This is a genomic window from Rhodococcoides navarretei, assembly GCF_038069675.1.
GTDB classification, from domain to species: Bacteria; Actinomycetota; Actinomycetes; order Mycobacteriales; family Mycobacteriaceae; genus Rhodococcoides; species Rhodococcoides navarretei.
Map to the genome: position 1 here is coordinate 2,827,864 of NZ_JBBPCN010000001.1, position 20,943 is coordinate 2,848,806.

Consider the following 20,943-nt stretch of genomic DNA (forward strand, 5'->3'; position numbering starts at 1 on the left):
AGGGAGAACGAGCAATGAAGCTACTGGTTACCGGTGGGGCGGGATACGTCGGCAGCGTATGTGCCGCAGTACTCGTCGAGCGCGGCCATGAGGTCGTCGTCGTGGACAACCTGTCCACCGGTAACCGGGACGCCGTTCCCCACGGTGCGACGTTCGTCGAGGGCGACATCAAGGACGCAGCTGCCGATGTGCTGATCGGCGGCAACTTCGACGCCGTTCTGCACTTCGCCGCTCAGTCTCTGGTGGGCGAATCGGTGATCTCGCCCGACAAGTACTGGAGCGGGAACGTGGTCACCTCGTTGGCCTTGCTCGACGCCATCCGCGCGTCCGGCACACCGAAACTGGTGTTCTCGTCCACGGCAGCCACGTACGGCGAGCCCGAGAGGACACCGATCACCGAAGAGGCTCCCACTCGCCCCACCAATCCCTACGGTGCCACCAAGCTCGCGATCGATCACGCGATCACCTCGTATGCAGCCGCTTACGGGCTCGCCGCGACGAGCCTCCGGTACTTCAACGTCGCCGGTGCGTACAACGGCTTCGGGGAGAATCGCGTCGTCGAGACCCACCTGATTCCGCTCGTACTCCAGGTCGCTCTGGGTCAGCGCGAGAAGATCTCGGTGTTCGGCACCGATTGGCCGACTCCCGACGGAACGGCCGTCCGCGATTACATCCACGTCGCCGACCTCGCCGAGGCACACATCCTCGCCGTCGATGCGGCACAACCGGGCGAGCACACCATCTACAACCTCGGCAGCGGCACCGGATTCTCCGTGCACGAGGTCATCTCGTCCTGCGAGCGGGTCACCGGCCTACCGATCGCCGTCGAACACGCTCCCCGCCGAGCCGGTGACCCGGCAGTTCTGATCGCCTCGAGTGCACGCGCGGTCGAGGAACTGAAGTGGACACCGGAGCTGACCGATCTCGATCGCATCGTCGCCGACGCGTGGGCATTTCTCCAGCAACTCGGCGATCGTTCTCACGCAGCGCGCTGACCCCGAGCTACACGAGGATTCACCGTCGACCGAACGGGTCTCCGGGTAACCGAACACCGCAGGCGCGAGCACATGCGAATCCCGTTTCGGCGACTTCGCGCACCAGTTCGGGACCCGCACCGGCGCTGAGAGATCTGTCCAACAATCGCGCCAGGCTGTAGGTGTCGTCCGCGTCGAGTGCCGCATCGATGGCGATGCGCGCCATCGGCCCGTCTCCGCGTACATACGCGCTGAACGCCAGAAGTGTTGCGGCGATTGCTCTTTCACACCGCGGCAGGACGCGGGACAGCGCCGTCCAGAACTCCTCCACGAATCCCGCATCGTCGCCGAGCGTCAGGGCGAGCAGTGCATCACGCACCTGGATGTGACCGATCGCGATTCCGATTCGAGCGATGTCGGTCGGGTCCAGTTCGGTGTCGTACGGCCCCCGCGCGACGTACGACAGCACCGAGGTCAACTCGTCGGCATGAGATCGACCGCCGTCCCGCCGTTGTCGTGACATCTCCGCAGCCACGGCCCGCACGGTCTCGGCGGGGCCCGGCACGACGGTCTCGGCCAGCTCACGCCTGGACCGTCGGACAGGGTAGCCGTCGAGCACGCGGGCAACGGTCATCGGCGACGCCGACGGATCGGACATCGATCCGTGCCGCTGGGGTCCGCGCAGCGACCACCAGCAGGCAGAGTCTGCGATCTCCGACGCCGCGAGGGCAGCGCTGAGCTGCACCCCGAACGACGCGAGTGTGGTGTCGAGTTCCAGTACCAGCGCTTCCACGTCGAGCAGATGCGGCGTTCGGACGGCACGATCCAGCCTGTCGTCGACGAACACCGCCATGACTGCGGGGATGTTCTCCAGGGCGCAATAGCCGGCCAGATGGTCGATGACATCGAGCATCTCCGGAGTCGCTCGGGTATGACGACCGGCGCGACGATCGACGTGGTCGCCGGCCAATACGAGGTCGTGACGCATCGTGGGTCCGACGCCGGAGCCGCCGGCCTGGAAGGCGATGAGCACCATCGATCGATGCGGGTGGAATCCGAGCATGGCCGGCACGGCTGCCATCAGCTCGCTTTCGTCGCCGAGGCGCACGCGATGGCGAGGGTCGACGTTGTCCTGAGAATTCATCGGTGAGTACATGCACCGAATTCTGGCCGGGGAGCCGACAGCCGGATCAGGATCGACCTGGGCTTTCACACTGCCCTGTGGAGAACTACTTCCCTGTGGATGGATCGTGCCGCTGGAGCAGTTGCGAACCGATCTGTGTCGGTTCCGTCTGCTACGGCCGTGTCAGCTCTGGCCGACCTTCTGTACGGCCGCGGTGAACAGTTCGTCGAGGGTCATCGCATCGGGCGTGCCCGAGCCGAAGGACATGAATGTGGCCGAGACTCGAACATCGTCGATCTGGGCCATCAATGTCAGCATCGACTGGGTGACGGCGTCGCCCCCTGCCCCCGATGTGACGGTCTGCCGGACGGCCAACGTGTCGTCCGCGTCGATGGGCGGCGCGGGTGTCAGCGTCGACGTCACCGTCGACGTCGCGCCGGACTTGGTTGCGGTGACTTCGCCGCATTGTTCCAGCTGTTCCTCGCGCGCCGAGAGCGGTTCGTCCACTGCGGTCAGCTCGATCGAGATGGTGGACCGACTGTCGTTGTCGGTACCGACGATCATGGCCGTGCCGGTGGGGCCGAAGTCCTGATCCGGGGGCTTGCATCCGGCTGGGCTGACCTCGGCACCGGCGGGTATTCCGCTGAGGTCGGGTGCGGCCTGTGAGATGGCCTGCTGGGGCAACACGAGGGCGTCGTACGGTGCGGGGAATCTGGACGGGTCGATCAGCAGCGTGTTCAGATCCACGCCGGACTGTGACGACGAGGTGTCGGCACCAGGGCTGGGCTCGGGAGTTCCGGTGACGGTGGAGCTGCAACCGACCAGCACGAGACCTGCGATCACTGCCGAGGTCGCGGCGATGGACAGGCGGGTTCTGCGTGCGGCGGGGCTCACAAGACATCCTCTTCGGGTCGGTGGGACGCCGCAGCACACGCTCCGGCGTCCCACCACTGTCTCATTCGGACCACGTCGAACGCGGCAGGCCGGCGAGGTGGTGTCGCACATCAGCTGCCGCGGGCGATCCATTCTTCGAGGTGTGGTGCTTCGTCGCCGATGCGGGTTCCGTTGCCGTGTCCGGTGTTGACGCGGGTGTCGACGGGGAGGGCGAAGAGGCGGTCGCGGATGGATCCGATGATGGTCGGGAAGTCCGAGTAGGAGCGTCCGGTGGCTCCCGGTCCGCCGGAGAACAAGGTGTCGCCGGAGAACAGTTCGCCTGCCTCGGGTAGGTACAGGCAGGTCGAGCCGGGTGAATGCCCGGGGGTGTGCAGCGCGGTGATGTCGGTGCCGGCAACGGTGATGCGCTGGCCGTCCTCGAGGACCGAGTGCCCGACCCCGGGGTGGGTCTGGTCCCACAGCATGTCGTCGGCGGGATGCAGCAGGATCGGCGCGTCCAGGGTGGCGGCGAGTTCGGGGGCGACGGTGACGTGGTCGTTGTGTCCGTGGGTGCAGATGATCGCACGTACGGTGCGGCCGGCGACGGCGTCGACGATCGGGGCGGCGGTGTGGGCGGCGTCGACGATCACCACCTCGTCGTCGTCACCGATCAACCAGATGTTGTTCTCGACGTCCCACTCGCCGCCGTCGAGGGCGAAGACCCCGGAGGTGACGACGTTCTGGACACGGAATGTCCCGCTCACAGGATCACCACCGAACGCAGGACGGTGCCCTGATGCATCTTCTCGAACGCGGCTTCGACGTCGTCGAGGGTGATGCGTTCGGTGACGAACTTCTCGAGCGGCAACCGGCCCTGCTGATACAGATCGACCAACTGTGGGAAGTCGCGTTCGGGCAGGCAGTCGCCGTACCAGGACGATTTCAGCGAACCACCGCGGGAGAAGAAATCGATCAGCGGCATCTCGAGGGTCATCTCCGGGGTCGGAACCCCGACCAGGACGACTGTCCCGGCCAGATCGCGGGCGTAGAACGCCTGCGTCCAGGTTTCCGGGCGACCGACGGCGTCGATGACGACATCGGCACCGAACCCGCCGGTGAGTTCCTGCACCGCCTCGACGGCGTCGACGAGCGAGGAGTCGACGGTGTGGGTGGCCCCGAGTTCGAGGGCCCAGTCGAGTTTTCCTTTGTCGCGGTCGACAGCGATGATCGTCGACGCCCCCGCCAGGCGGGCTCCGGCGATCGCGGCATCCCCGACACCACCGCACCCGATCACCGCCACCGAATCTCCGCGGGAGACGTTGCCGGTGTTCATCGCGGCCCCGAGCCCGGCCATGACCCCGCAGCCGAGCAGCCCGACGACGGCAGGATCGGCGTCGGGGTCGACCTTGGTGCACTGGCCTTCGTGGACGAGGGTCTTCTCGGCGAACGCGCCGATACCCAGAGCGGGAGTCAGTGCGGTGCCGTCGTCGAGGGTCATCTTCTGGGCGGCGTTGTGGGTGTCGAAGCAGTACCACGGGGTGCCGCGTTTACAGGCCCGGCATTCCCCGCACACCGCGCGCCAGTTCAACACCACGAAGTCGCCGACCTCGACGTGCTCGACGCGATCGCCGACGGTCTCGACGATGCCGGCGGCTTCGTGTCCGAGCAGGAACGGGAACTCGTCGTTGATGCCGCCCTCGCGGTAATGCAGATCGGTATGACACACCCCGCACGCCTGGATCTTCACCACGACCTCGTTGGGGCCGGGATCGGGAATGGTGATCGTCTCGATCGAGACGGGCTCGCCCTTGCTCTTGGCGACGACGGCGCGGACCTGCTGCGGCATGAGTTCCTCCACTGAAAATCGTGTGTTGCGTGCTCTGTTCAGCCTCGCACAACGCATCAGCACGTGGCGACATCTGCATGGGTTCGGCGCAGCGAGCCGTGGAGTTCACAAGGTTGTGACCGGCTGGGCACGCAGTCTTTGCGTGTGAGCGGTACCTATGACGAATGTCTGAACCCATGGAGTACGACCTGGTGGTCATCGGCTCCGGCCCCGGCGGCCAGAAGGCGGCCATCGCGGCCGCGAAACTCGGCAAGCGAGTGGCGATCGTGGAGAAGGGCCACATGCTCGGCGGGGTCTGCGTCAACACCGGCACCATTCCGTCCAAGACGCTGCGCGAGGCGGTTCTGTATCTCACGGGGATGAACCAACGTGAGCTGTACGGGGCCAGCTACCGGGTGAAAGCCGACATCACTCCCGCCGACCTGTTGGCGCGAACCCAGCACGTGATCGGCAAGGAGATCGAGGTGGTGCGCTCGCAACTGCTACGCAACCGCATCGAGTTGATCACCGGGGCCGGCAAGTTCCTCGACGCACACACCATCGTGATCGAGGACGAGTCACGGGGCGAACGCATCACGGTCAAGGCCGCCAACGTGGTGATCGCGACCGGCACCGCACCCGCCCGCCCGGCCGACGTGGCGTTCGACGACTACCGGGTCCTCGACTCCGACGGAATTCTCAACCTCGAGTTCATACCGTCGTCGATGGTCGTCGTCGGGGCCGGTGTCATCGGCATCGAGTACGCCTCGATGTTCGCTGCCCTGGGAACGAAGGTCACCGTCGTCGAGAAGCGTGATTCGATGCTCGACTTCTGCGATCGCGAAATCATCGAGTCGTTGCAGTTCCACCTTCGCGATCTTGCGGTGACGTTCCGATTCGGGGAGGCGGTGACCGCTGTCGACGTCGGCCAGAACGGGACGGTGACGACGCTCGCCAGTGGCAAGCGGATCCCAGCGGAGACGGTGATGTACTCGGCCGGTCGTCAGGGCCTGACCACCGCACTCGAACTCGAGAACGCCGGGCTCGAGGCCGACGCGCGCGGTCGCATCTTCGTCGACGAGCACTTCCAGACCAAGGTCGACCACATCTATGCGGTCGGCGATGTCATCGGCTTCCCGGCGTTGGCCGCGACGTCGATGGATCAGGGCAGGCTGGCGGCGTACCACGCGTTCGGCGAGTCCAGTGCCAAACTGACCGAAGTTCAGCCCATCGGCATCTATTCCATTCCCGAGGTGTCGTACGTCGGTGCCACGGAAGTAGACCTGACCAAGGGATCGATCCCCTACGAGGTCGGGGTGTCGAGATATCGCGAACTGGCCCGAGGTCAGATCGCAGGCGACTCGTACGGGATGTTGAAGTTGCTCGTCTCCACCGAGGACCGGTCGATACTCGGGGTCCACATCTTCGGTTCGGGTGCCACGGATCTGGTGCACATCGGCCAAGCAGTGATGGGGTGCGGCGGTACCGTCGACTACCTCGTCGATGCCGTGTTCAACTATCCGACGCTGTCCGAGGCCTACAAGGTGGCTGCCCTCGACGTCACCAACAAGATCAGAGCGCTGGCGAACTTCGACCGCTGACCGAGTCCGGGCACGGTCGAGCAACTGCCGGGGAATGAACGGCGGGTAACCGGTTGTTCTTCTCGGGTAGTGATTCGCCACGTTCGACGTCGGCGCGTGCACGGCGTGAGCAGAGGGTCGGCGTATTCTGGCTCGAATCTCGCGACGAGGTACCGACGAGTCGATCCGAAAGGGGCCCGGCCATGACCGAACAGTCGAAGATGTACGAGCTGGAGTTTCCGGCACCGCAAATCTTTTCCAACGACGGTGTCGGACCCGTCCTCGTGCACGGTCTGGAGGGCTTCTCCGACGCAGGACACGCAGTGAAGTTGGCAACGACTCATCTGCGCGAGAGCCTCGAATCCGAGCTGGTCGCATCGTTCGATGTGGACGAGTTGATCGATTACCGGTCACGTCGACCCACGATGACGTTCAAGTCCGATCACTTCTCGGATTACGACGCCCCCGAGCTGAACCTCTACGCAGTCAAGGACCGCACCGGCACCCCGTTCCTGTTGCTCGCAGGGATGGAACCGGATCTGCGATGGGAGAAGTTCACCACCGCAGTTCGGTTGCTCGCCGAACAGCTGGGAGTGCGGCGCACCATCGGCCTCGGTTCGATCCCGATGGCGATTCCGCATACGCGCCCGCTGGGTGTGACGGCCCACGCCAGCGACAAGGAGCTGGTCAAGGAAGGCAACAGCTGGGCAGGCGACCTGCAGGTGCCCGGCAGTGCGTCTTCCCTACTCGAGCTTCGAATGGCTCAGCACGGACACGAGTCGATGGGCTTCTCGGTGCACGTCCCGCACTACCTCGCCCAGACGGACTACCCAGGTGCGGCCGAAACGTTGCTCGAGAACGTCGGCGAGGCCGCCGAGTTGGATCTGCCGCTGGCGGCGTTGGGTGAAGCCGCGGCGCGGGTGCGCGAGCAGGTGAACGAGCACATCACCGGAAACGAAGAGGTCCAGTCGGTGGTGCAGGCGCTCGAGCGTCAGTACGACACGTACGTGGCCGCGCAGGAACAGCAGTCGACGCTGTTGGCCAGTGACGAGCCGCTGCCGAGCGGCGACGAGCTCGGTGCCGAGTTCGAGCGTTTCTTGGCCGAGCAAGCACAGCTCGACGAAGGCGACGACACAACCGAGCAGTAACTGTGTGAGCGGCCATAACGTTCGACCACGCACGCGGTCATATCCGACAACGCATGCGGATCGAAACATACCTGTAACCGCGAATACGCTCGATGTCGTGCCCTGAGCGCCATCTCGTGCGAGAGTCGTAGCAACACGTACTGCGGTACGTACGTCGACACACTCGTGCACGACGTCGCCGTTCGAAGGTGCCGCGTGCGGCGCACCAGGGAATGTCAGGAGGCGCAGATGACCACCAATCCGCGCAGTCGCAAGCTCCGCCCGGTTCCCGACGAAGAACCACGGCTGATCTTCCGGACGATTCACGGATATCGGCGGGCGTTCCGCATGGCCGGCGAAGGTCCGGTGTTGCTGTTGATTCACGGGATCGGCGACAACTCCGAGACGTGGAACGAGGTCATCCCGCACCTCGCGAAGAACTACACGGTCATCGCCCCTGATCTGCTCGGGCACGGTCGCTCCGACAAACCGCGCGCGGATTACTCCGTTGCCGCGTACGCCAACGGCATGCGTGACCTGCTCTCGGTGCTGGGCATCGAGCACGTCACCGTCGTCGGCCATTCACTCGGCGGCGGCGTCGCCATGCAGTTCGCCTACCAGTTTCCCAACATGGTGGACAGGTTGGCGCTGGTGTCCTCCGGCGGCGTCACCAAGGACGTACACCCCATACTTCGACTGGCCTCGATGCCGTTTCTCAGCGAGGCGGTCAAGCTGCTTCGCCTGCCGGGCGCGATCCCCGCGGTGAAGTTGGCGGGTGGCCTCCTCAGCAAGCTCCACAGCTCTCCCCTGCGGCCCGGGTCGCTTCTGCACGACACTCCCGATCTGATCAGAGTGCTGAGCGAACTCCCGGCCCCGACCACGTACGAGGCATACCTGAGAACCCTGCGCGCCGTCGTCGACTGGCGTGGCCAGGTGGTCACGATGCTCGACCGGTGTTACCTCACCGAAAACCTGCCGGTACTGCTCGTGTGGGGTGATCAGGACTCGGTGATCCCGGTCAGTCACGCGCGCCTGGCCCACTCGGCCATGCCCGGGTCCACGTTGGAGGTGTTCGAGAACTCCGGACATTTCCCGTTCCGGGACGATCCGATGCGCTTCTTGCAGGTCCTGGAGGACTTCATCGATTCGACGCCATCGCTGACCTACGACGAGGTGCGATGGCGCAACTTGCTCATCACCGGCGTCGGCGAGGACATGATCACCGGAAGCGCCAGTACCCGGCTCGCCGTGCTCGGAGCCATGGGCTCGGACGAACGCAGCGCCACCTGACGCGTGCACTCGCCCGCGGTGTCGATGCGGGTCCGGCTGTCGATCCCACATAGCCTGTAGAGGTGCTTCTCACCGAACTGATTCCCGACGCCACCGCCGAGCAGTCCGACGGCGTGGACCCGGACGTCCTGTTCGACACCTTCACCACCTGGACGTCCGACCGCGGACTGACGCTGTATCCCGCGCAGGAGGAAGCTCTCATCGAGCTGGTCTCCGGCTCCAACGTCATCCTCGCGACGCCGACCGGATCGGGTAAGTCGATGGTCGCAATCGGAGCTCACTACGCCGCCATGGCCGCGGGCATTCGAAGCTTCTACACCGCGCCGATCAAGGCGCTCGTCAGCGAGAAGTTCTTCGCCCTGTGCGAGATCTTCGGTGCCCAGAACGTCGGCATGATGACCGGCGACGCGTCGGTCAATTCCGGTGCTCCGATCATCTGCGCCACGGCAGAGATCGTCGCGAACCTCGCTCTGCGTCAAGGGGCCGGATCCGACATCGGCCAGGTGATCATGGACGAGTTCCACTACTACTCCGAGCCCGATCGAGGATGGGCCTGGCAGGTGCCGTTGATCGAGCTGCCGCACGCCCAGTTCCTGTTGATGTCTGCGACCCTGGGCGACGTCTCGTTCTTCCGGGACGATCTGACCCGACGCACCGGACGGACGACCACCGTCGTCTCCGGCACCGAACGTCCCGTTCCGCTGATGTTCTCGTATGTCACCACCCCGATCAGCGAGACCATCGAAGAACTGGTGGACACGCACCTTGCACCGGTCTACGTCGTGCATTTCACGCAGGCCGCGGCACTCGAACGAGCCCAGGCGCTGACGAGCGTCAACGTCGCGTCCAAGCAGGAGAAGGCCGAGATAGCCGAGGCCATCGGCAACTTCCGCTTCACCACCGGTTTCGGCAAGACCCTGTCGAGGTTGGTCCGGCACGGAATCGGCGTGCACCACGCCGGCATGCTGCCGAAGTATCGACGGTTGGTGGAGAAACTGGCGCAGGACGGGCTGCTGAAGGTGATCTGCGGAACCGACACCCTCGGTGTGGGTATCAACGTCCCTATTCGCACCGTGCTGTTCACCGGACTGACCAAGTACGACGGCATTCGCACTCGCAAGCTCCGGGCCCGCGAGTTCCATCAGATCGCCGGTCGTGCGGGACGGGCCGGCTACGACACCCTCGGAACCGTCGTGGTCGAGGCCCCCGAACACGACATCGAGAACGCACGTCTGGTGGCCAAGGCCGGCGACGATCCGAAGAAGCTCAAGCGCGTGCAGCGCAAGAAAGCACCCGACGGCTTCGTCTCGTGGGGCGAGCCGACATTCGAGCGGATCATCGCTGCAAGTCCGGAACCGCTCACGTCCCGATTCTCGGTGAGCAACGCCATGCTGCTCAATGTCATTGCGCGGCCGGGCAATTGCTTCCATGCCATGCGCCACCTGCTCGAGGACAATCACGAAACCAGGCCGGCCCAGCGCAAACATATCCTGCGGGCACTCTCGCTCTACCGTGGTCTGGTCGATGCGGGCATCGTCGAGCAACTCGACGAGCCGGACGCCGACGGGAGGCACGCGCGCCTGACCGTGGACCTGCAACCGGACTTCGCGCTCAACCAGCCGCTGTCGACGTTCGCGGTTGCATCTTTCGATCTGCTCGACGCCGAATCGCCGACGCATGCGCTCGACGTGGTGTCGATCATCGAATCGACGCTGGACGATCCTCGCCAGATCCTGATGGCACAGCAGCATGCTGCGCGCGGCGAAGCGGTGTCGCAGATGAAGGCGGACGGCATCGAGTACGACGAGCGAATGGAGCTGCTGGAGGAGGTCACGTGGCCGAAACCTCTTGCCGAGCTGCTGGTTCCGGCGTTCGAGATCTATCGTGGCACTCATCCGTGGCTTTCCGAGGTCGGCCTCTCCCCCAAGTCCGTGGTACGCGACATGGTCGAACGCGCGATGACCTTCGCCGAATTGATCAGCCACTACGGTCTGATGCGGTCGGAGGGACTGGTCCTGCGGTATCTCGCCGACGCCTATCGCACACTGCGCCAGACGGTTCCGCCGGAGTCTCGAACCGAAGAGGTACAGGACATCACCGAGTGGCTTGGCGAACTCGTCCGGCAGGTGGATTCGAGCTTGCTCGACGAGTGGGAGAACCTGACCGATCCCGGTGCCGAGCCGGAAGCGCTCGTCGAGGCGTACGGGTCCGATGTGCCGCGTCCGATCTCGGCCAACCCGCGGGCCTTTCGAATTCTTGCGCGCAATGCGATCTTCCGCCGAGTCGATCTGGCGGCGCGTCGACAGTGGAATACGCTCGACGACCTCGACGACGGACCCGACTGGGAGACGGAACTCGAACCGTTCTTCGACGAGTACGGCTCGATCGGAACCGGCCCATCGGCGCGGGGTCCCGCGTTGTTCACCCTGAACGTCGGTGCGGAGTCCACCACGGTGCGTCAGGTCCTGGAGGATCCGGACGGCGACCACGGCTGGTCGTTGGACGCCGTCGTCGATGTGCCCGAGTCCGACGCCGCAGGCGAGATCGTGTTCGACGAGATCGTGATCACGCCCGGCTGAGATCGGTTGCGCAGTCGGCACACATCGCGGCCGGCCCTCGTTCGTCATTTGGTACCGTCCGGGCATGGCTACCGACGTGTCCGTCGTCCGAGTGTTCACCGATGACAACGGCAGGTTCGGTAACCCACTGGGTATCGTTGCCGCGGACGCCGTCGACGAGGCGGACAGACAGCAGTTCGCCACCGGGCTCGGCTACAGCGAGACGGTGTTCGTCGATCGCGCCGAGTCGGGTACGGCCTCCGCGACCATCTACACGCCCGCCGTGGAACTCCCCTTCGCCGGGCATCCCACCGTCGGACTCTCGTGGTGGCTTCGCGACCAGGGACATCCGATCGGTGTGCTCGTCGTCCCTGCCGCACCGTTGACCATCCGCTACGACGACGAGCACACCTGGGTTCGCGCCCGAGCCGACTGGACTCCGCACTTCACCTTCCATCAGGTCAACGATGCGGCCGAGGTGGCAGCAGCCGTTCCGAGTGCGTACGACAGCGGGCACCACTACGTCTGGGCCTGGACCGACGAAGCGCACGGTGCGCTGCGGTCACGCATGTTTGCGCCGATGATGGGCATTGCCGAGGACGAAGCAACCGGTGCCGCCGCCGTTCGGCTCACCAGCGAGCTCGGCCGGGGCCTGAACATCGTGCAGGGAGCCGGGTCTCGGTTGCGCACCACCATCGACGACGAGGGTTGGGTCGAACTGGGCGGACGCACCGCGGCGGACGCGTCGATCAGCGTGTGACGGGCACGTCGACTTCGATTTCCTCGCCCAGGCGAACGCCCGCGGCGAGCGGAAGTCGGTCGCCGCTCCAGAACTTGCCCGGATCGAACCAGTTCGCTTTCTTGTTGCCGACGAGCAGACCCATCGAGTCGTAGGTCATGGCGACCACTTCTGCGCAGTAGGCAGTTTCGAGGGCAGCTCCCTCGCGTTCTCTTCGACGCAGCGTCGGTACTCGTCCGCGAAACCAGCGACCTGCGAGTGCGGCAGTGGTCGGAAATGCCGTGCCGTCCAGGCGGGCTATGGTGCGCAGCAGGGCGTCCTCCTGCTTCTTCGTCACAGACTCGTCCAATTGCCGCAGCCAACAACGCTGTTCGTACTTCGTGGCCCAGTGGGTGACGGCCGCGCGCAGGTCGTGGAGCTGCACCCCGCGTTGAAAATTACCGGTCCACATGTCCTGCAGCGATTTCCCCAGTTCGGCGTGCCACATCAGCGGCGGCAGGTCGTCGATCACGACGGCCATTCCGACGTGATTGACGGGACTGTTGGTCAGTGCCTGGATTGCGCGATCGGCGTTCGACTGTCCGCGGAAGATCCAGATGTCGCCCGTTCTGGTGGCATCGACTGCGGTGTCGAGGCCGATTCGCGACGGATTCATGGTCCTCACCCTAGATCTCGTGACGGTACGGTGGCCGGATGAACGTGTGGAAGGCTCTCGGTCTCGCCGGAATGGTCGGTGTCGCGGCCAGCGGGGCTTTGGTGGTTCGATCCGAGCGCAAACGCCGTGCCTACGCGCCGGACGAAGTGCGTGATCAGCTGCACCAGCGGTTCGCTGCCGTCTCCGAGGAACCGCGACCGGCAGTTGCTCCCCCGCTCTCGCGGGGGAAGCAACTGATCGGCAAGCTTCGGTTCAGCCGAGAGCGCTGAGGATACGCGCGGCGAGCTCTTCGATCTCGGCGTCCGTCATGACGAAGGCGGGCGAGATCTGCATCGCACCCTGACCGGCGGCGCGGCTGGAAACACCGTGTGCTCGAAGCGTTTTGACGAACGGCAAGGCCTCGGCCGGGTCGGCGAGCTGGACGGCGGCCACCGCACCGATCCCGCTGCGGATCTCCGCGACTCGTTCGTGTGCGGCCAACGGCGCGAGGTGAGTGTGCAGCGCCGCCTCGATGCGCGTGGAGTGGGTCAGCAACTCCTCCCGCTCGATGATGTCGAGGTTGGCCATTGCCGCCGCAGCCGCTCCGGCATGGCCACCGTAGGTGTACCCGTGCCGCCACCACACCCCGCCTGCGAAGAACGGCTCGGCGATCGTCGGGGCGATGAACACCGCGCCCATGGGTACGTACCCCGACGTCAGACCCTTGGCGGTCGTCATCAGGTCGGGTTCGAGCTCGAATCGGGTGGAGGCGAACCAGCTACCGCCGATCCGGCCGAATCCGGTGACGACTTCGTCTGCAACGAACAAGACGTCGTTGTCACGGCAGATCTGCCGTACCTCGCGCAGGTATCCCTCGGGCGGCAAGTAGATTCCACCCGCACCGATCACCGGCTCACAGAAGAAGGCGGCGACGTTCTCGGCACCGACCTCCTCGATCAACGCCAGCAGTGACTTCGCGTCGTCCCACGCCACCGTTCGGGCGTCGGACATGAGGTCGCCGTAATGCTCCTTGTTCACCGGAATGCCGGCGAGCGCCGTACCGGCAACATGCATCCCGTGGTACGCCTTCTGCCGACCGACGATCAGCTTCTTGCTCGGTCGCCCCATCTCTACCCAATAGCGCCGTGCGAGTTTCGCTGCGGTGTCGATCGAGTCCGAGCCGCCGGAGGTGAAGAAGATCTTGCTTCCCGGTACCGGGGCGATGGCGGCAAGGCGATCGGCGAGCGCAAGGGTGGTCTCGGGTACGAAGTCACCGAAATTGGAGTAATGGGCGATCGAGCTCAACTGCGTCGCAACGGCGTCGGCGATCTCGCGCCGGCCGTGGCCGACGTTGGTGAACCACAGGCCCGCGGTGGCGTCGAGGTACTCGGTGCCCGCGTTGTCGTAGATGTAGGCACCCTCACCGCGAGAGACGACGAACGGGCCGTTGGCCGTCACGCTGCCCATGTCGGAGAAGCCGTGCCAGAGCGCGGACGAGTGTGCGGTGGCGGTCCGATCGGCTGCTGGATCCAGGTCAGAAGACATGCGGTACACAGTAGTCACGTGGATGTAGCCGATTCCGATCCGTACCTCCACCGTCCGGCGATCCGCCCGAGTGCACCCACCGCCAGAGCCATCAACGCGAAGGCGACGGTGAGAACGATCAGGCCGATTGTCAGCGCGAGGTAGCCCTGGACGCGAGGGTCGAGGAACGGGTAGGGATACCAGTCGACAACAGGTCCTCGGATCAGCGTGTAGATCCCGTAGAGAAACGGAAACAGCAACCACATCAGGCTCCGCGACTCCGGAATCTGCCGCCGCGGTGGTGCGAGGATCCAGTCGATCAGCAGGACGACGGGCATGATGCGATGCACCACGTTGTTCGTCCACGGATCCGCCACGCCCACATCGATGTTCGCGAGCAGTACGGCATAGATGATTCCGGTGATGACCATGTACAGGGTGACGGCACCACGGATGAGCTGCCAGGGCGCTGCTCGTGGATCGACGACACCCCCGACCGTCAACACCAGCACCGTCAGCACGTTGCTCATGACGGTGAAGTAGCTGAAATAGTTGGCCAGCGAGAACGTCGGGGAAGCGAGACCGTCCACGACGATCGAGATCAGTGCCGCGGCGGTGAGCGCCGCGAACAGCACGCGCAGCGTCCTGATCGGTACAGGAGTGCGCGCCGGGACAGTCACATCCTGCGAGATGCTCATGTGGCGATCCTGGCACAGTCACGGCCTGCATTCGATGGCACTGCCGAAACGGATATCCTGGTTCTAGTATGTCTACCTCGAATCCGTCCGTTCAGCGTCGCGCTCTCGCCACACGTCTGGCCCAGGTCACCATCCGCGACGAGAACCGGCTGCGGCGGCGTCTGGACAAGGCCCGCACCGACGACGCATTCGCCGCTCTCGACCGCGACATCACCCGCGCCGAAACCGTGGTCGCCAATCGCCGGGCTGCGGTCCCCACTCTCGAGTTTCCCGAGTCACTTCCGGTCAGTCTTCGCAAGGACGACATCGCCGCGGCCATCGCCGAACACCAGGTGGTGATCGTCGCCGGCGAGACCGGATCCGGCAAGACCACCCAGATTCCCAAGATCTGCCTCGAACTGGGGCGCGGGATCCGGGGCTCGATCGGTCACACGCAACCCCGTCGGCTCGCCGCGCGCACCGTGGCCGAACGCATCGCCGAGGAGGTGGGCGAACCACTGGGCGAATCCATCGGCTACAAAGTGAGATTCACCGACCAGTCCTCGGATTCGACTCTCGTCAAGCTGATGACCGACGGCATCCTGCTGGCGGAGATCCAGCGAGACAGATTGCTGCGCCAGTACGACACCCTGATCATCGACGAGGCGCACGAGCGCAGCCTCAACATCGACTTCATCCTGGGCTACCTCGCGCAGCTACTCCCCCGGCGTCCCGACCTGAAGATCGTCATCACCTCGGCGACGATCGATCCCGAACGATTCGCCCAGCACTTCGCTCGAGATGGGGTGCCCGCGCCCATCATCGAGGTCTCCGGCCGCACGTTCCCGGTCGAAATGCGCTATCGACCACTGACCGTCGACGCCGGGGACACCACGATCGATCTCGACCCCGTCGATGCGACCTGCCAGGCCGTCGACGAGCTGATGGCCGAGGGCGACGGGGACATTCTGGTGTTCCTGTCCGGTGAACGCGAGATTCGCGACACCGCCGACGCGTTGAACGACCGCAATCTCCGCAACACCGAGATCGTTCCGCTGTACGCGAGGCTCTCTGCCGCCGAACAGCATCGAGTGTTCTCACCGCACTCGGGCCGACGCGTGGTGCTCTCGACCAACGTCGCGGAGACCTCGTTGACAGTCCCCGGCATCCGCTACGTGGTGGACCCCGGCACCGCCCGCATCTCGCGATATTCATTGCGCACCAAGGTGCAACGACTCCCCATCGAACCGATCTCGCAGGCGTCTGCGCGGCAGCGGGCCGGCCGCTGTGGCCGCGTCGCCGACGGCATCTGCATCCGGCTGTACTCGGAAGAAGATTTCGAGTCGCGTCCGCAGTTCACCGAGCCGGAGATTCTCCGTACCAACCTGGCGTCGGTGATCCTGCAGATGACCGCACTCGGGCTCGGGAAGATCGACGCGTTCCCGTTCGTCGAACCGCCCGATCCGCGCAGCATCAGGGACGGCATCGGACTGCTCGAGGAACTCGGGGCGCTGAAGCCTGCCACCAAGGACGGCACCGCGGAGCTGACCCCCATCGGCCGGGAACTCTCGGCACTACCGGTCGATCCTCGGATGGCGCGGATGCTCGTCGAGGCCAACGGCAACGGCTCTCTTCGCGATGCGCTGGTGGTCGTGGCGGCCCTGTCGATTCAGGACGTTCGGGAGCGTCCCGCCGAGCATCAGCAGGCGGCGGACGAGAAGCATGCGCGTTTCGCGGTGGAGAACTCCGACTTCCTCGCGTACGTGAAGCTGTGGACCTACTTGCGCGAGCAGCGGAACGAGTTGTCGTCCAACCAGTTCCGACGCATGTGCCGCACCGAGTTCCTGCACTATCTACGTATTCGCGAGTGGCAGGATCTGCACGGCCAACTGCGTCAGATCACCCGTGGGCTCGGGTGGACAGTGCCCGACGCCGACTCCACCGAGACCGCCCTGCATCAGTCGCTACTGTCCGGGCTGCTCTCGCACGTCGGCCTCAGGGAGGGTGACAAGCGCGAGTTCCTCGGCGCACGTGGGGCGCACTTCGCGATCTTCCCCGGATCGGGTCTGTTCAAGAAGCCCCCGCGCTGGGTGATGGCCGCCGAACTGGTCGAGACCGGACGCCTGTGGGGCCGGATGGCAGCTCGCATCGAGCCGGAGTGGGCCGAGCGGTTGGCACCGCATCTGGTCAAGAAGACATACTCGGAACCACACTGGTCCATCAAGCGAGAATCGGCGATGGCCTACGAACGGGTGACGCTGTACGGCATTCCGCTGGTGACGCAACGCCCGGTGAACTATCACCGCATCGATGCGGAGGCGTCCCGCGAACTGTTCATCAGACATGCGCTGGTGGAGGGTGAATGGAAGACCCAGCACGCGTTCTTCCACAAGAACAGGGCTCTGCTCGACGACGTAGGCGAACTCGAACACCGAGCGCGGCGACGAGACATCGTCGTCGACGACGACGCCCTCTTCGACTTCTACGACGCACGCATCGCCCCGGAAGCGGTGTCGGCGCGGCACTTCGACACCTGGTGGAAGAAAGCCCGCAGGCAGGATCAGCACCTGCTCGATTTCACCACCGACACCGTCGTCAACGCCGACGCAGCCTCGGTACTGACCGGCGCGTATCCCGACGCGTGGCGACAGGGCGAGATTCAGTTCCCACTGACGTACCAATTCGAGCCGGGTACCGCCGCCGACGGAGTCACCGCACGAATTCCGATCGCACTGCTCGCCCAGGTACAACCGGTGGGATTCGACTGGCTGGTTCCGGGCATGCGCGTCGAGTTGGTGACGTCGTTGATCAAGACACTGCCGAAGGCGCTCCGTCGCAACGTCGTTCCGGCACCCGACTTCGCCGCCGCGGCACTGGCGGTCATGAAGCCGCGAGCGGAAACCTTGGTGACGGCCTTGGCACGCGAGTTGTCGCGGGCCGCGCAGTGCCACATCACGGCGAAGGACTTCGATACCGCGGCCCTGCCCGAGCACCTGAAGATGACCTTCACGGCCGTCGACCCGTCCGGAAAGGTGTTGGGCAGCAACAAGGATCTGATTGCTCTGCGCACGAGCCTGTCCGGAGAGGTGGGTCGTCAGGTCGCGAGCGCGGTCGGCGATGCAGAGCGCGCGCCGTCACTGGCCTGGACCTCGGGCACGTTGGGACGGTTGGAGTCGACCGTCACCAGAGAGGTCGGCGGTCAGAAGGTCACCGGCTACCCCGCGTTGGTATCCGAGGGGCCGGGCGTTGCGGTTCGAGTCCTCAGCACCCCCGCCCAGCAGCGCGCAGCAATGCGTTCGGGCACCAGAACTCTGCTGTTGTCGACGGCACCGAAGGGCACCAAAGCCCTGCTGGCCGGTCTGCCCACTGCCGAACGCCTTGCCCTCGGCCAGAATCCGTACGGCGGCGTCGATGCGCTCCTCGAGGAATGCCGAGTACTCGCGGTAGAGGAAGCTATGGATGCGCACGGTGGGCCCGTCCGAGATCCGGATGCCTTCGAGAAGTTGAGGGCACTCGTCAACGCCGAGGTTCCACGGCGCACTGCCGCGGTGTTGGCCCTGGTGCGCCCCGTGCTGACGGCAGCTCTCGCGCTGTCGGCGCAGCTACAGGCGTCCTCGGGTGAACCCGCCGACGATGTTCGAGAACAGCTCGACGGCTTGGTCTTTCGCGGGTTCGTCACCGAATTCGGTTCTCGCAGACTGGCAGACCTTCCGCGCTATCTTGCTGCGGCGACCAAGCGGCTGGCTACGCTGCCGAGCAGTGCCGGCCGGGATGCGGCGGCGATGGATGTACTCGATCGGGTGTACGCCTCGTACGGACGACTGCTGGATTCGCTTCCGGAGAACAGAAAGAACAGTTCCGGCGTACAGGAACTGTTCTGGATGATCGAGGAATTGCGCGTCGGGCTGTTCGCTCAAGGGATCCGTACGGCGTATCCGGTGTCGGAGAAGCGCGTCGAGAAGGCGATCTCGGATCAGAATCGATGACGCGCGGGGCTGTCAGTCGATGTCGGCGGACTCGCGATGCTTGCGGAGTTCGTGGATCTCTTTCTCGAAGTCCTCGGCCGAGCTGAACGAGCGGTAGACGGAGGCGAAGCGCAGGTAGGCCACTTCGTCGAGATCGCGGAGCGGACCGAGAATGGCCAACCCCACTTCGTTGCTGGGAATCTCGGCGGACCCTGCTGCGCGGATGGCGTCTTCCACCTGCTGAGCCAAGAGATTCAATGCGTCGTTGTCGACGTCCCTTCCCTGGCAGGCGCGCCGAACGCCTTTGACCACTTTTTCGCGGCTGAACGGCTCGGTCACACCGCTGCGCTTCACGACGGCCAGCACTGCGGCCTCGACCGTGGTGAATCGACGACCGCACTCCGGGCAGGAGCGACGCCGCCGGATTGCCTGCCCCTCGTCCATCTCACGCGAGTCGACCACGCGCGAGTCGGGGTGCCTGCAGAACGGGCAATGCATGGGGGAGCCTCCGTCGTATCCAACGCTCCGACGACGAGCACGCGCATCGGAGCAGTCAGTCGAGGATACTCAGTGCTGCTGGGCACGATGGGGCCGGTGGTCATCTGCCCGTTGTGTACTCGACGACCGCTCCGTCGTGTACTTCGACCACACCGGCCGGCCCCACGCCTGCGTCGGGTGCAGCGGCCCGTAGGTTCGCGATGCCGATCAGGCCGCCCGCGACGACCACAACCGCCAACATCCACAGCACGAGCGATCGCATTCGGACCGGCTGACCGGCGAAGTGCGCCGAGGTCTCGTCGAACTCGCGATCGGCGGCCTCACGATCGGTGACGTCGGTCCAGGTCGGCTCCAGAACCGGTAGGCACGGAGTCGTCAGCGCACCGCGCATCTCGATGGAACTCCGCAGCGCGGGACGAGCACGGCGACGACGCTCGACGACAGCGGACCGGGTACGGACACCTGCGGTGGTGGGGCGATCGGTGGTGATGGTCATCGGAACCTCGTCTTCGCTCGGTGGATCGATTGTTCGATCAGGCGTTCGATGGACGCTTGTTCGAAGTTCTATCACGAGGCTCCGACAAAGTCTGTAGAAAACGCGACACGAGTCGAACAGATGTTTGATTCAACAGCTGATACACGCTAGATTCGTGCCAGAAACCACACGCCACACGAGTCGACACCATCAACTCCAGTCCGCGCAGACCTACCACGCAGACCGGATCCAGAACACCAGCAGGAGGCCGACAGCATGAAGGACGAGACCTCGACGAGGTCGACCACGCGTTCCACGAAGACCGCAGCGGGAAAGCCGGCCGCAGAGCCGACATCCAAGGCCATGGAGGTCGGTACCGACATCAGTGCTGGGCTGACCGAGCGGCAGCGGAAGGTGCTCGAGGTCATTCGCGCCTCGGTCACCGAGCGCGGGTATCCACCGAGCATTCGAGAGATCGGTGACGCGGTCGGCCTCACGTCGACCTCGTCCGTCGCCCACCAACTCCGGACGCTCGAACGCAAGGGCTTCCTCAGGCGCGACGCCAACCGGCCCCGCGCCGTCGACGTCCGTGGCCTCGACGAGGTGCAGGCCGACCAGGCTGCCGCCGCGGTCGACGGTTCGCCTGCGTCCGAGGAACAGGATCGGTTGCCGACTCCGACGTTCGTTCCGGTACTGGGGCGGATCGCAGCAGGTGGCCCGATTCTGGCCGAGGAGGCCGTCGAGGACGTGTTCCCGCTCCCCCGCGAGCTGGTCGGTCAGGGTTCACTGTTTCTGCTCAAGGTGGTCGGCGAGTCGATGATCGACGCAGCCATCTGCGATGGCGACTGGGTGGTGGTTCGCCAGCAGTCCGTGGCCGACAACGGCGACATCGTGGCTGCGATGATCGACGGCGAGGCCACCGTCAAGACGTTCAAGCGGTCCAAGGGTGAGGTGTGGCTGCTGCCGCACAACCCGCTGTTCGAGCCGATTCCGGGCAACAACGCCGCGATCCTCGGCAAGGTCGTCACCGTGATGCGCAAGCTGTAGGGATCGTCACCGTGGTGACACGCGAAGGGCCGCA

18 protein-coding genes are annotated in these 20,943 nt (G+C 65.0%); 9 read left to right on the forward strand and 9 right to left on the reverse strand.

What is annotated here, in order from left to right:
* The first annotated feature begins 14 nt into the window (after nucleotides 1-14).
* The gene (gene galE, locus AABD04_RS13270; RefSeq protein ID WP_243593220.1) at nucleotides 15-995 is read left to right on the forward strand and encodes a UDP-glucose 4-epimerase GalE; all 981 of its coding nucleotides are present in this window, start codon (nucleotides 15-17) and stop codon (nucleotides 993-995) included.
* A 19-nt stretch (nucleotides 996-1,014) separates the two neighbouring features.
* On the opposite strand, the gene AABD04_RS13275 is transcribed toward galE, so the two are convergent.
* The 4 genes from AABD04_RS13275 to AABD04_RS13290 all read right to left on the reverse strand — a co-directional run bounded on the left by AABD04_RS13275 (nucleotide 1,015) and on the right by AABD04_RS13290 (nucleotide 4,816).
* Nucleotides 1,015-2,130 (reverse strand): DUF4192 domain-containing protein, encoded by a 1,116-nt coding sequence (locus tag AABD04_RS13275; RefSeq protein ID WP_341441461.1) that lies wholly within the window; start codon nucleotides 2,128-2,130, stop codon nucleotides 1,015-1,017.
* Between the two features lie 150 nt (nucleotides 2,131-2,280).
* Nucleotides 2,281-2,991: a DUF5642 family protein gene (locus AABD04_RS13280; RefSeq protein ID WP_341441462.1), complete on the reverse strand. Its 711-nt coding sequence runs from the start codon at nucleotides 2,989-2,991 to the stop codon at nucleotides 2,281-2,283.
* 110 nt (nucleotides 2,992-3,101) lie between these two features.
* On the reverse strand, nucleotides 3,102-3,734 hold the full coding sequence (locus tag AABD04_RS13285; protein WP_341441463.1) for an MBL fold metallo-hydrolase: 633 nt from the start codon (nucleotides 3,732-3,734) through the stop codon (nucleotides 3,102-3,104).
* Nucleotides 3,731-4,816, reverse strand: coding sequence for an S-(hydroxymethyl)mycothiol dehydrogenase (locus AABD04_RS13290; protein ID WP_243594418.1), 1,086 nt, complete (start codon nucleotides 4,814-4,816; stop codon nucleotides 3,731-3,733). The genes AABD04_RS13285 and AABD04_RS13290 overlap by 4 nt, the downstream gene beginning before the upstream one ends.
* A gap of 164 nt (nucleotides 4,817-4,980) precedes the next feature.
* On the opposite strand from AABD04_RS13290, the gene sthA reads away from it, so the two are divergent.
* The 5 genes from sthA (at nucleotide 4,981) to AABD04_RS13315 (ending at nucleotide 12,110) form a co-directional block, all read left to right on the forward strand.
* Nucleotides 4,981-6,396 carry a Si-specific NAD(P)(+) transhydrogenase gene (gene sthA / locus AABD04_RS13295; RefSeq protein WP_341441464.1) on the forward strand — a complete coding sequence of 472 codons (1,416 nt, stop codon included), beginning with the start codon at nucleotides 4,981-4,983 and terminating at the stop codon, nucleotides 6,394-6,396.
* A gap of 182 nt (nucleotides 6,397-6,578) precedes the next feature.
* Nucleotides 6,579-7,523 carry a proteasome assembly chaperone family protein gene (locus tag AABD04_RS13300; protein WP_243593226.1) on the forward strand — a complete coding sequence of 315 codons (945 nt, stop codon included), beginning with the start codon at nucleotides 6,579-6,581 and terminating at the stop codon, nucleotides 7,521-7,523.
* 228 nt (nucleotides 7,524-7,751) lie between these two features.
* Nucleotides 7,752-8,792 (forward strand): alpha/beta fold hydrolase, encoded by a 1,041-nt coding sequence (locus tag AABD04_RS13305; protein WP_243593227.1) that lies wholly within the window; start codon nucleotides 7,752-7,754, stop codon nucleotides 8,790-8,792.
* 62 nt (nucleotides 8,793-8,854) lie between these two features.
* The gene (locus AABD04_RS13310; protein ID WP_341441465.1) at nucleotides 8,855-11,371 is read left to right on the forward strand and encodes a DEAD/DEAH box helicase; all 2,517 of its coding nucleotides are present in this window, start codon (nucleotides 8,855-8,857) and stop codon (nucleotides 11,369-11,371) included.
* Between the two features lie 64 nt (nucleotides 11,372-11,435).
* Nucleotides 11,436-12,110: a PhzF family phenazine biosynthesis protein gene (locus tag AABD04_RS13315; protein ID WP_341441466.1), complete on the forward strand. Its 675-nt coding sequence runs from the start codon at nucleotides 11,436-11,438 to the stop codon at nucleotides 12,108-12,110.
* Here the strand turns inward: AABD04_RS13315 and AABD04_RS13320 are convergent.
* On the reverse strand, nucleotides 12,100-12,744 hold the full coding sequence (locus tag AABD04_RS13320; protein WP_341441467.1) for a hypothetical protein: 645 nt from the start codon (nucleotides 12,742-12,744) through the stop codon (nucleotides 12,100-12,102). The genes AABD04_RS13315 and AABD04_RS13320 overlap by 11 nt on opposite strands.
* Before the next feature lie 38 nt (nucleotides 12,745-12,782).
* Here AABD04_RS13320 and AABD04_RS13325 point away from each other — a divergent pair, with 38 nt between their 5' ends.
* Complete coding sequence (locus AABD04_RS13325; RefSeq protein WP_243609893.1) at nucleotides 12,783-13,013, forward strand: hypothetical protein; 231 nt, start codon at nucleotides 12,783-12,785, stop codon at nucleotides 13,011-13,013.
* On the opposite strand, the gene AABD04_RS13330 is transcribed toward AABD04_RS13325, so the two are convergent.
* Complete coding sequence (locus AABD04_RS13330; RefSeq protein ID WP_341441468.1) at nucleotides 12,997-14,268, reverse strand: aminotransferase family protein; 1,272 nt, start codon at nucleotides 14,266-14,268, stop codon at nucleotides 12,997-12,999. The genes AABD04_RS13325 and AABD04_RS13330 overlap by 17 nt on opposite strands.
* A 14-nt stretch (nucleotides 14,269-14,282) precedes the next feature.
* The gene (locus AABD04_RS13335) at nucleotides 14,283-14,945 is read right to left on the reverse strand and encodes a Pr6Pr family membrane protein (RefSeq protein ID WP_341441469.1); all 663 of its coding nucleotides are present in this window, start codon (nucleotides 14,943-14,945) and stop codon (nucleotides 14,283-14,285) included.
* 68 nt (nucleotides 14,946-15,013) lie between these two features.
* On the opposite strand from AABD04_RS13335, the gene hrpA reads away from it, so the two are divergent.
* Nucleotides 15,014-18,910: an ATP-dependent RNA helicase HrpA gene (hrpA, locus tag AABD04_RS13340; RefSeq protein ID WP_341441470.1), complete on the forward strand. Its 3,897-nt coding sequence runs from the start codon at nucleotides 15,014-15,016 to the stop codon at nucleotides 18,908-18,910.
* 12 nt (nucleotides 18,911-18,922) lie between these two features.
* On the opposite strand, the gene nrdR is transcribed toward hrpA, so the two are convergent.
* Nucleotides 18,923-19,387, reverse strand: a complete 465-nt coding sequence (gene nrdR, locus AABD04_RS13345; protein ID WP_008716872.1) for a transcriptional regulator NrdR — start codon at nucleotides 19,385-19,387, stop codon at nucleotides 18,923-18,925.
* A 100-nt stretch (nucleotides 19,388-19,487) separates the two neighbouring features.
* Nucleotides 19,488-19,883: a hypothetical protein gene (locus AABD04_RS13350; RefSeq protein ID WP_341441471.1), complete on the reverse strand. Its 396-nt coding sequence runs from the start codon at nucleotides 19,881-19,883 to the stop codon at nucleotides 19,488-19,490.
* A gap of 342 nt (nucleotides 19,884-20,225) precedes the next feature.
* Between AABD04_RS13350 and lexA the strand changes: the two genes are divergently transcribed.
* Nucleotides 20,226-20,909, forward strand: coding sequence for a transcriptional repressor LexA (gene lexA, locus AABD04_RS13355; protein ID WP_149406047.1), 684 nt, complete (start codon nucleotides 20,226-20,228; stop codon nucleotides 20,907-20,909).
* The last annotated feature ends 34 nt before the right edge of the window (nucleotides 20,910-20,943 follow it).

Coding starts and splice junctions, on each gene's coding strand:
- AABD04_RS13325 (WP_243609893.1), top strand. CDS start 12,783: ATGAACGTGTGGAAGGCTCTCGGTCTCGCCGGAATGGTCGGTGTCGCG.
- AABD04_RS13320 (WP_341441467.1), bottom strand. CDS start 12,744: ATGAATCCGTCGCGAATCGGCCTCGACACCGCAGTCGATGCCACCAGA.
- AABD04_RS13315 (WP_341441466.1), top strand. CDS start 11,436: ATGGCTACCGACGTGTCCGTCGTCCGAGTGTTCACCGATGACAACGGC.
- nrdR (WP_008716872.1), bottom strand. CDS start 19,387: ATGCATTGCCCGTTCTGCAGGCACCCCGACTCGCGCGTGGTCGACTCG.
- galE (WP_243593220.1), top strand. CDS start 15: ATGAAGCTACTGGTTACCGGTGGGGCGGGATACGTCGGCAGCGTATGT.
- AABD04_RS13350 (WP_341441471.1), bottom strand. CDS start 19,883: ATGACCATCACCACCGATCGCCCCACCACCGCAGGTGTCCGTACCCGG.
- AABD04_RS13335 (WP_341441469.1), bottom strand. CDS start 14,945: ATGAGCATCTCGCAGGATGTGACTGTCCCGGCGCGCACTCCTGTACCG.
- AABD04_RS13305 (WP_243593227.1), top strand. CDS start 7,752: ATGACCACCAATCCGCGCAGTCGCAAGCTCCGCCCGGTTCCCGACGAA.
- hrpA (WP_341441470.1), top strand. CDS start 15,014: ATGTCTACCTCGAATCCGTCCGTTCAGCGTCGCGCTCTCGCCACACGT.
- AABD04_RS13290 (WP_243594418.1), bottom strand. CDS start 4,816: ATGCCGCAGCAGGTCCGCGCCGTCGTCGCCAAGAGCAAGGGCGAGCCC.
- AABD04_RS13300 (WP_243593226.1), top strand. CDS start 6,579: ATGACCGAACAGTCGAAGATGTACGAGCTGGAGTTTCCGGCACCGCAA.
- lexA (WP_149406047.1), top strand. CDS start 20,226: ATGGAGGTCGGTACCGACATCAGTGCTGGGCTGACCGAGCGGCAGCGG.
- sthA (WP_341441464.1), top strand. CDS start 4,981: ATGTCTGAACCCATGGAGTACGACCTGGTGGTCATCGGCTCCGGCCCC.
- AABD04_RS13275 (WP_341441461.1), bottom strand. CDS start 2,130: ATGTACTCACCGATGAATTCTCAGGACAACGTCGACCCTCGCCATCGC.
- AABD04_RS13330 (WP_341441468.1), bottom strand. CDS start 14,268: ATGTCTTCTGACCTGGATCCAGCAGCCGATCGGACCGCCACCGCACAC.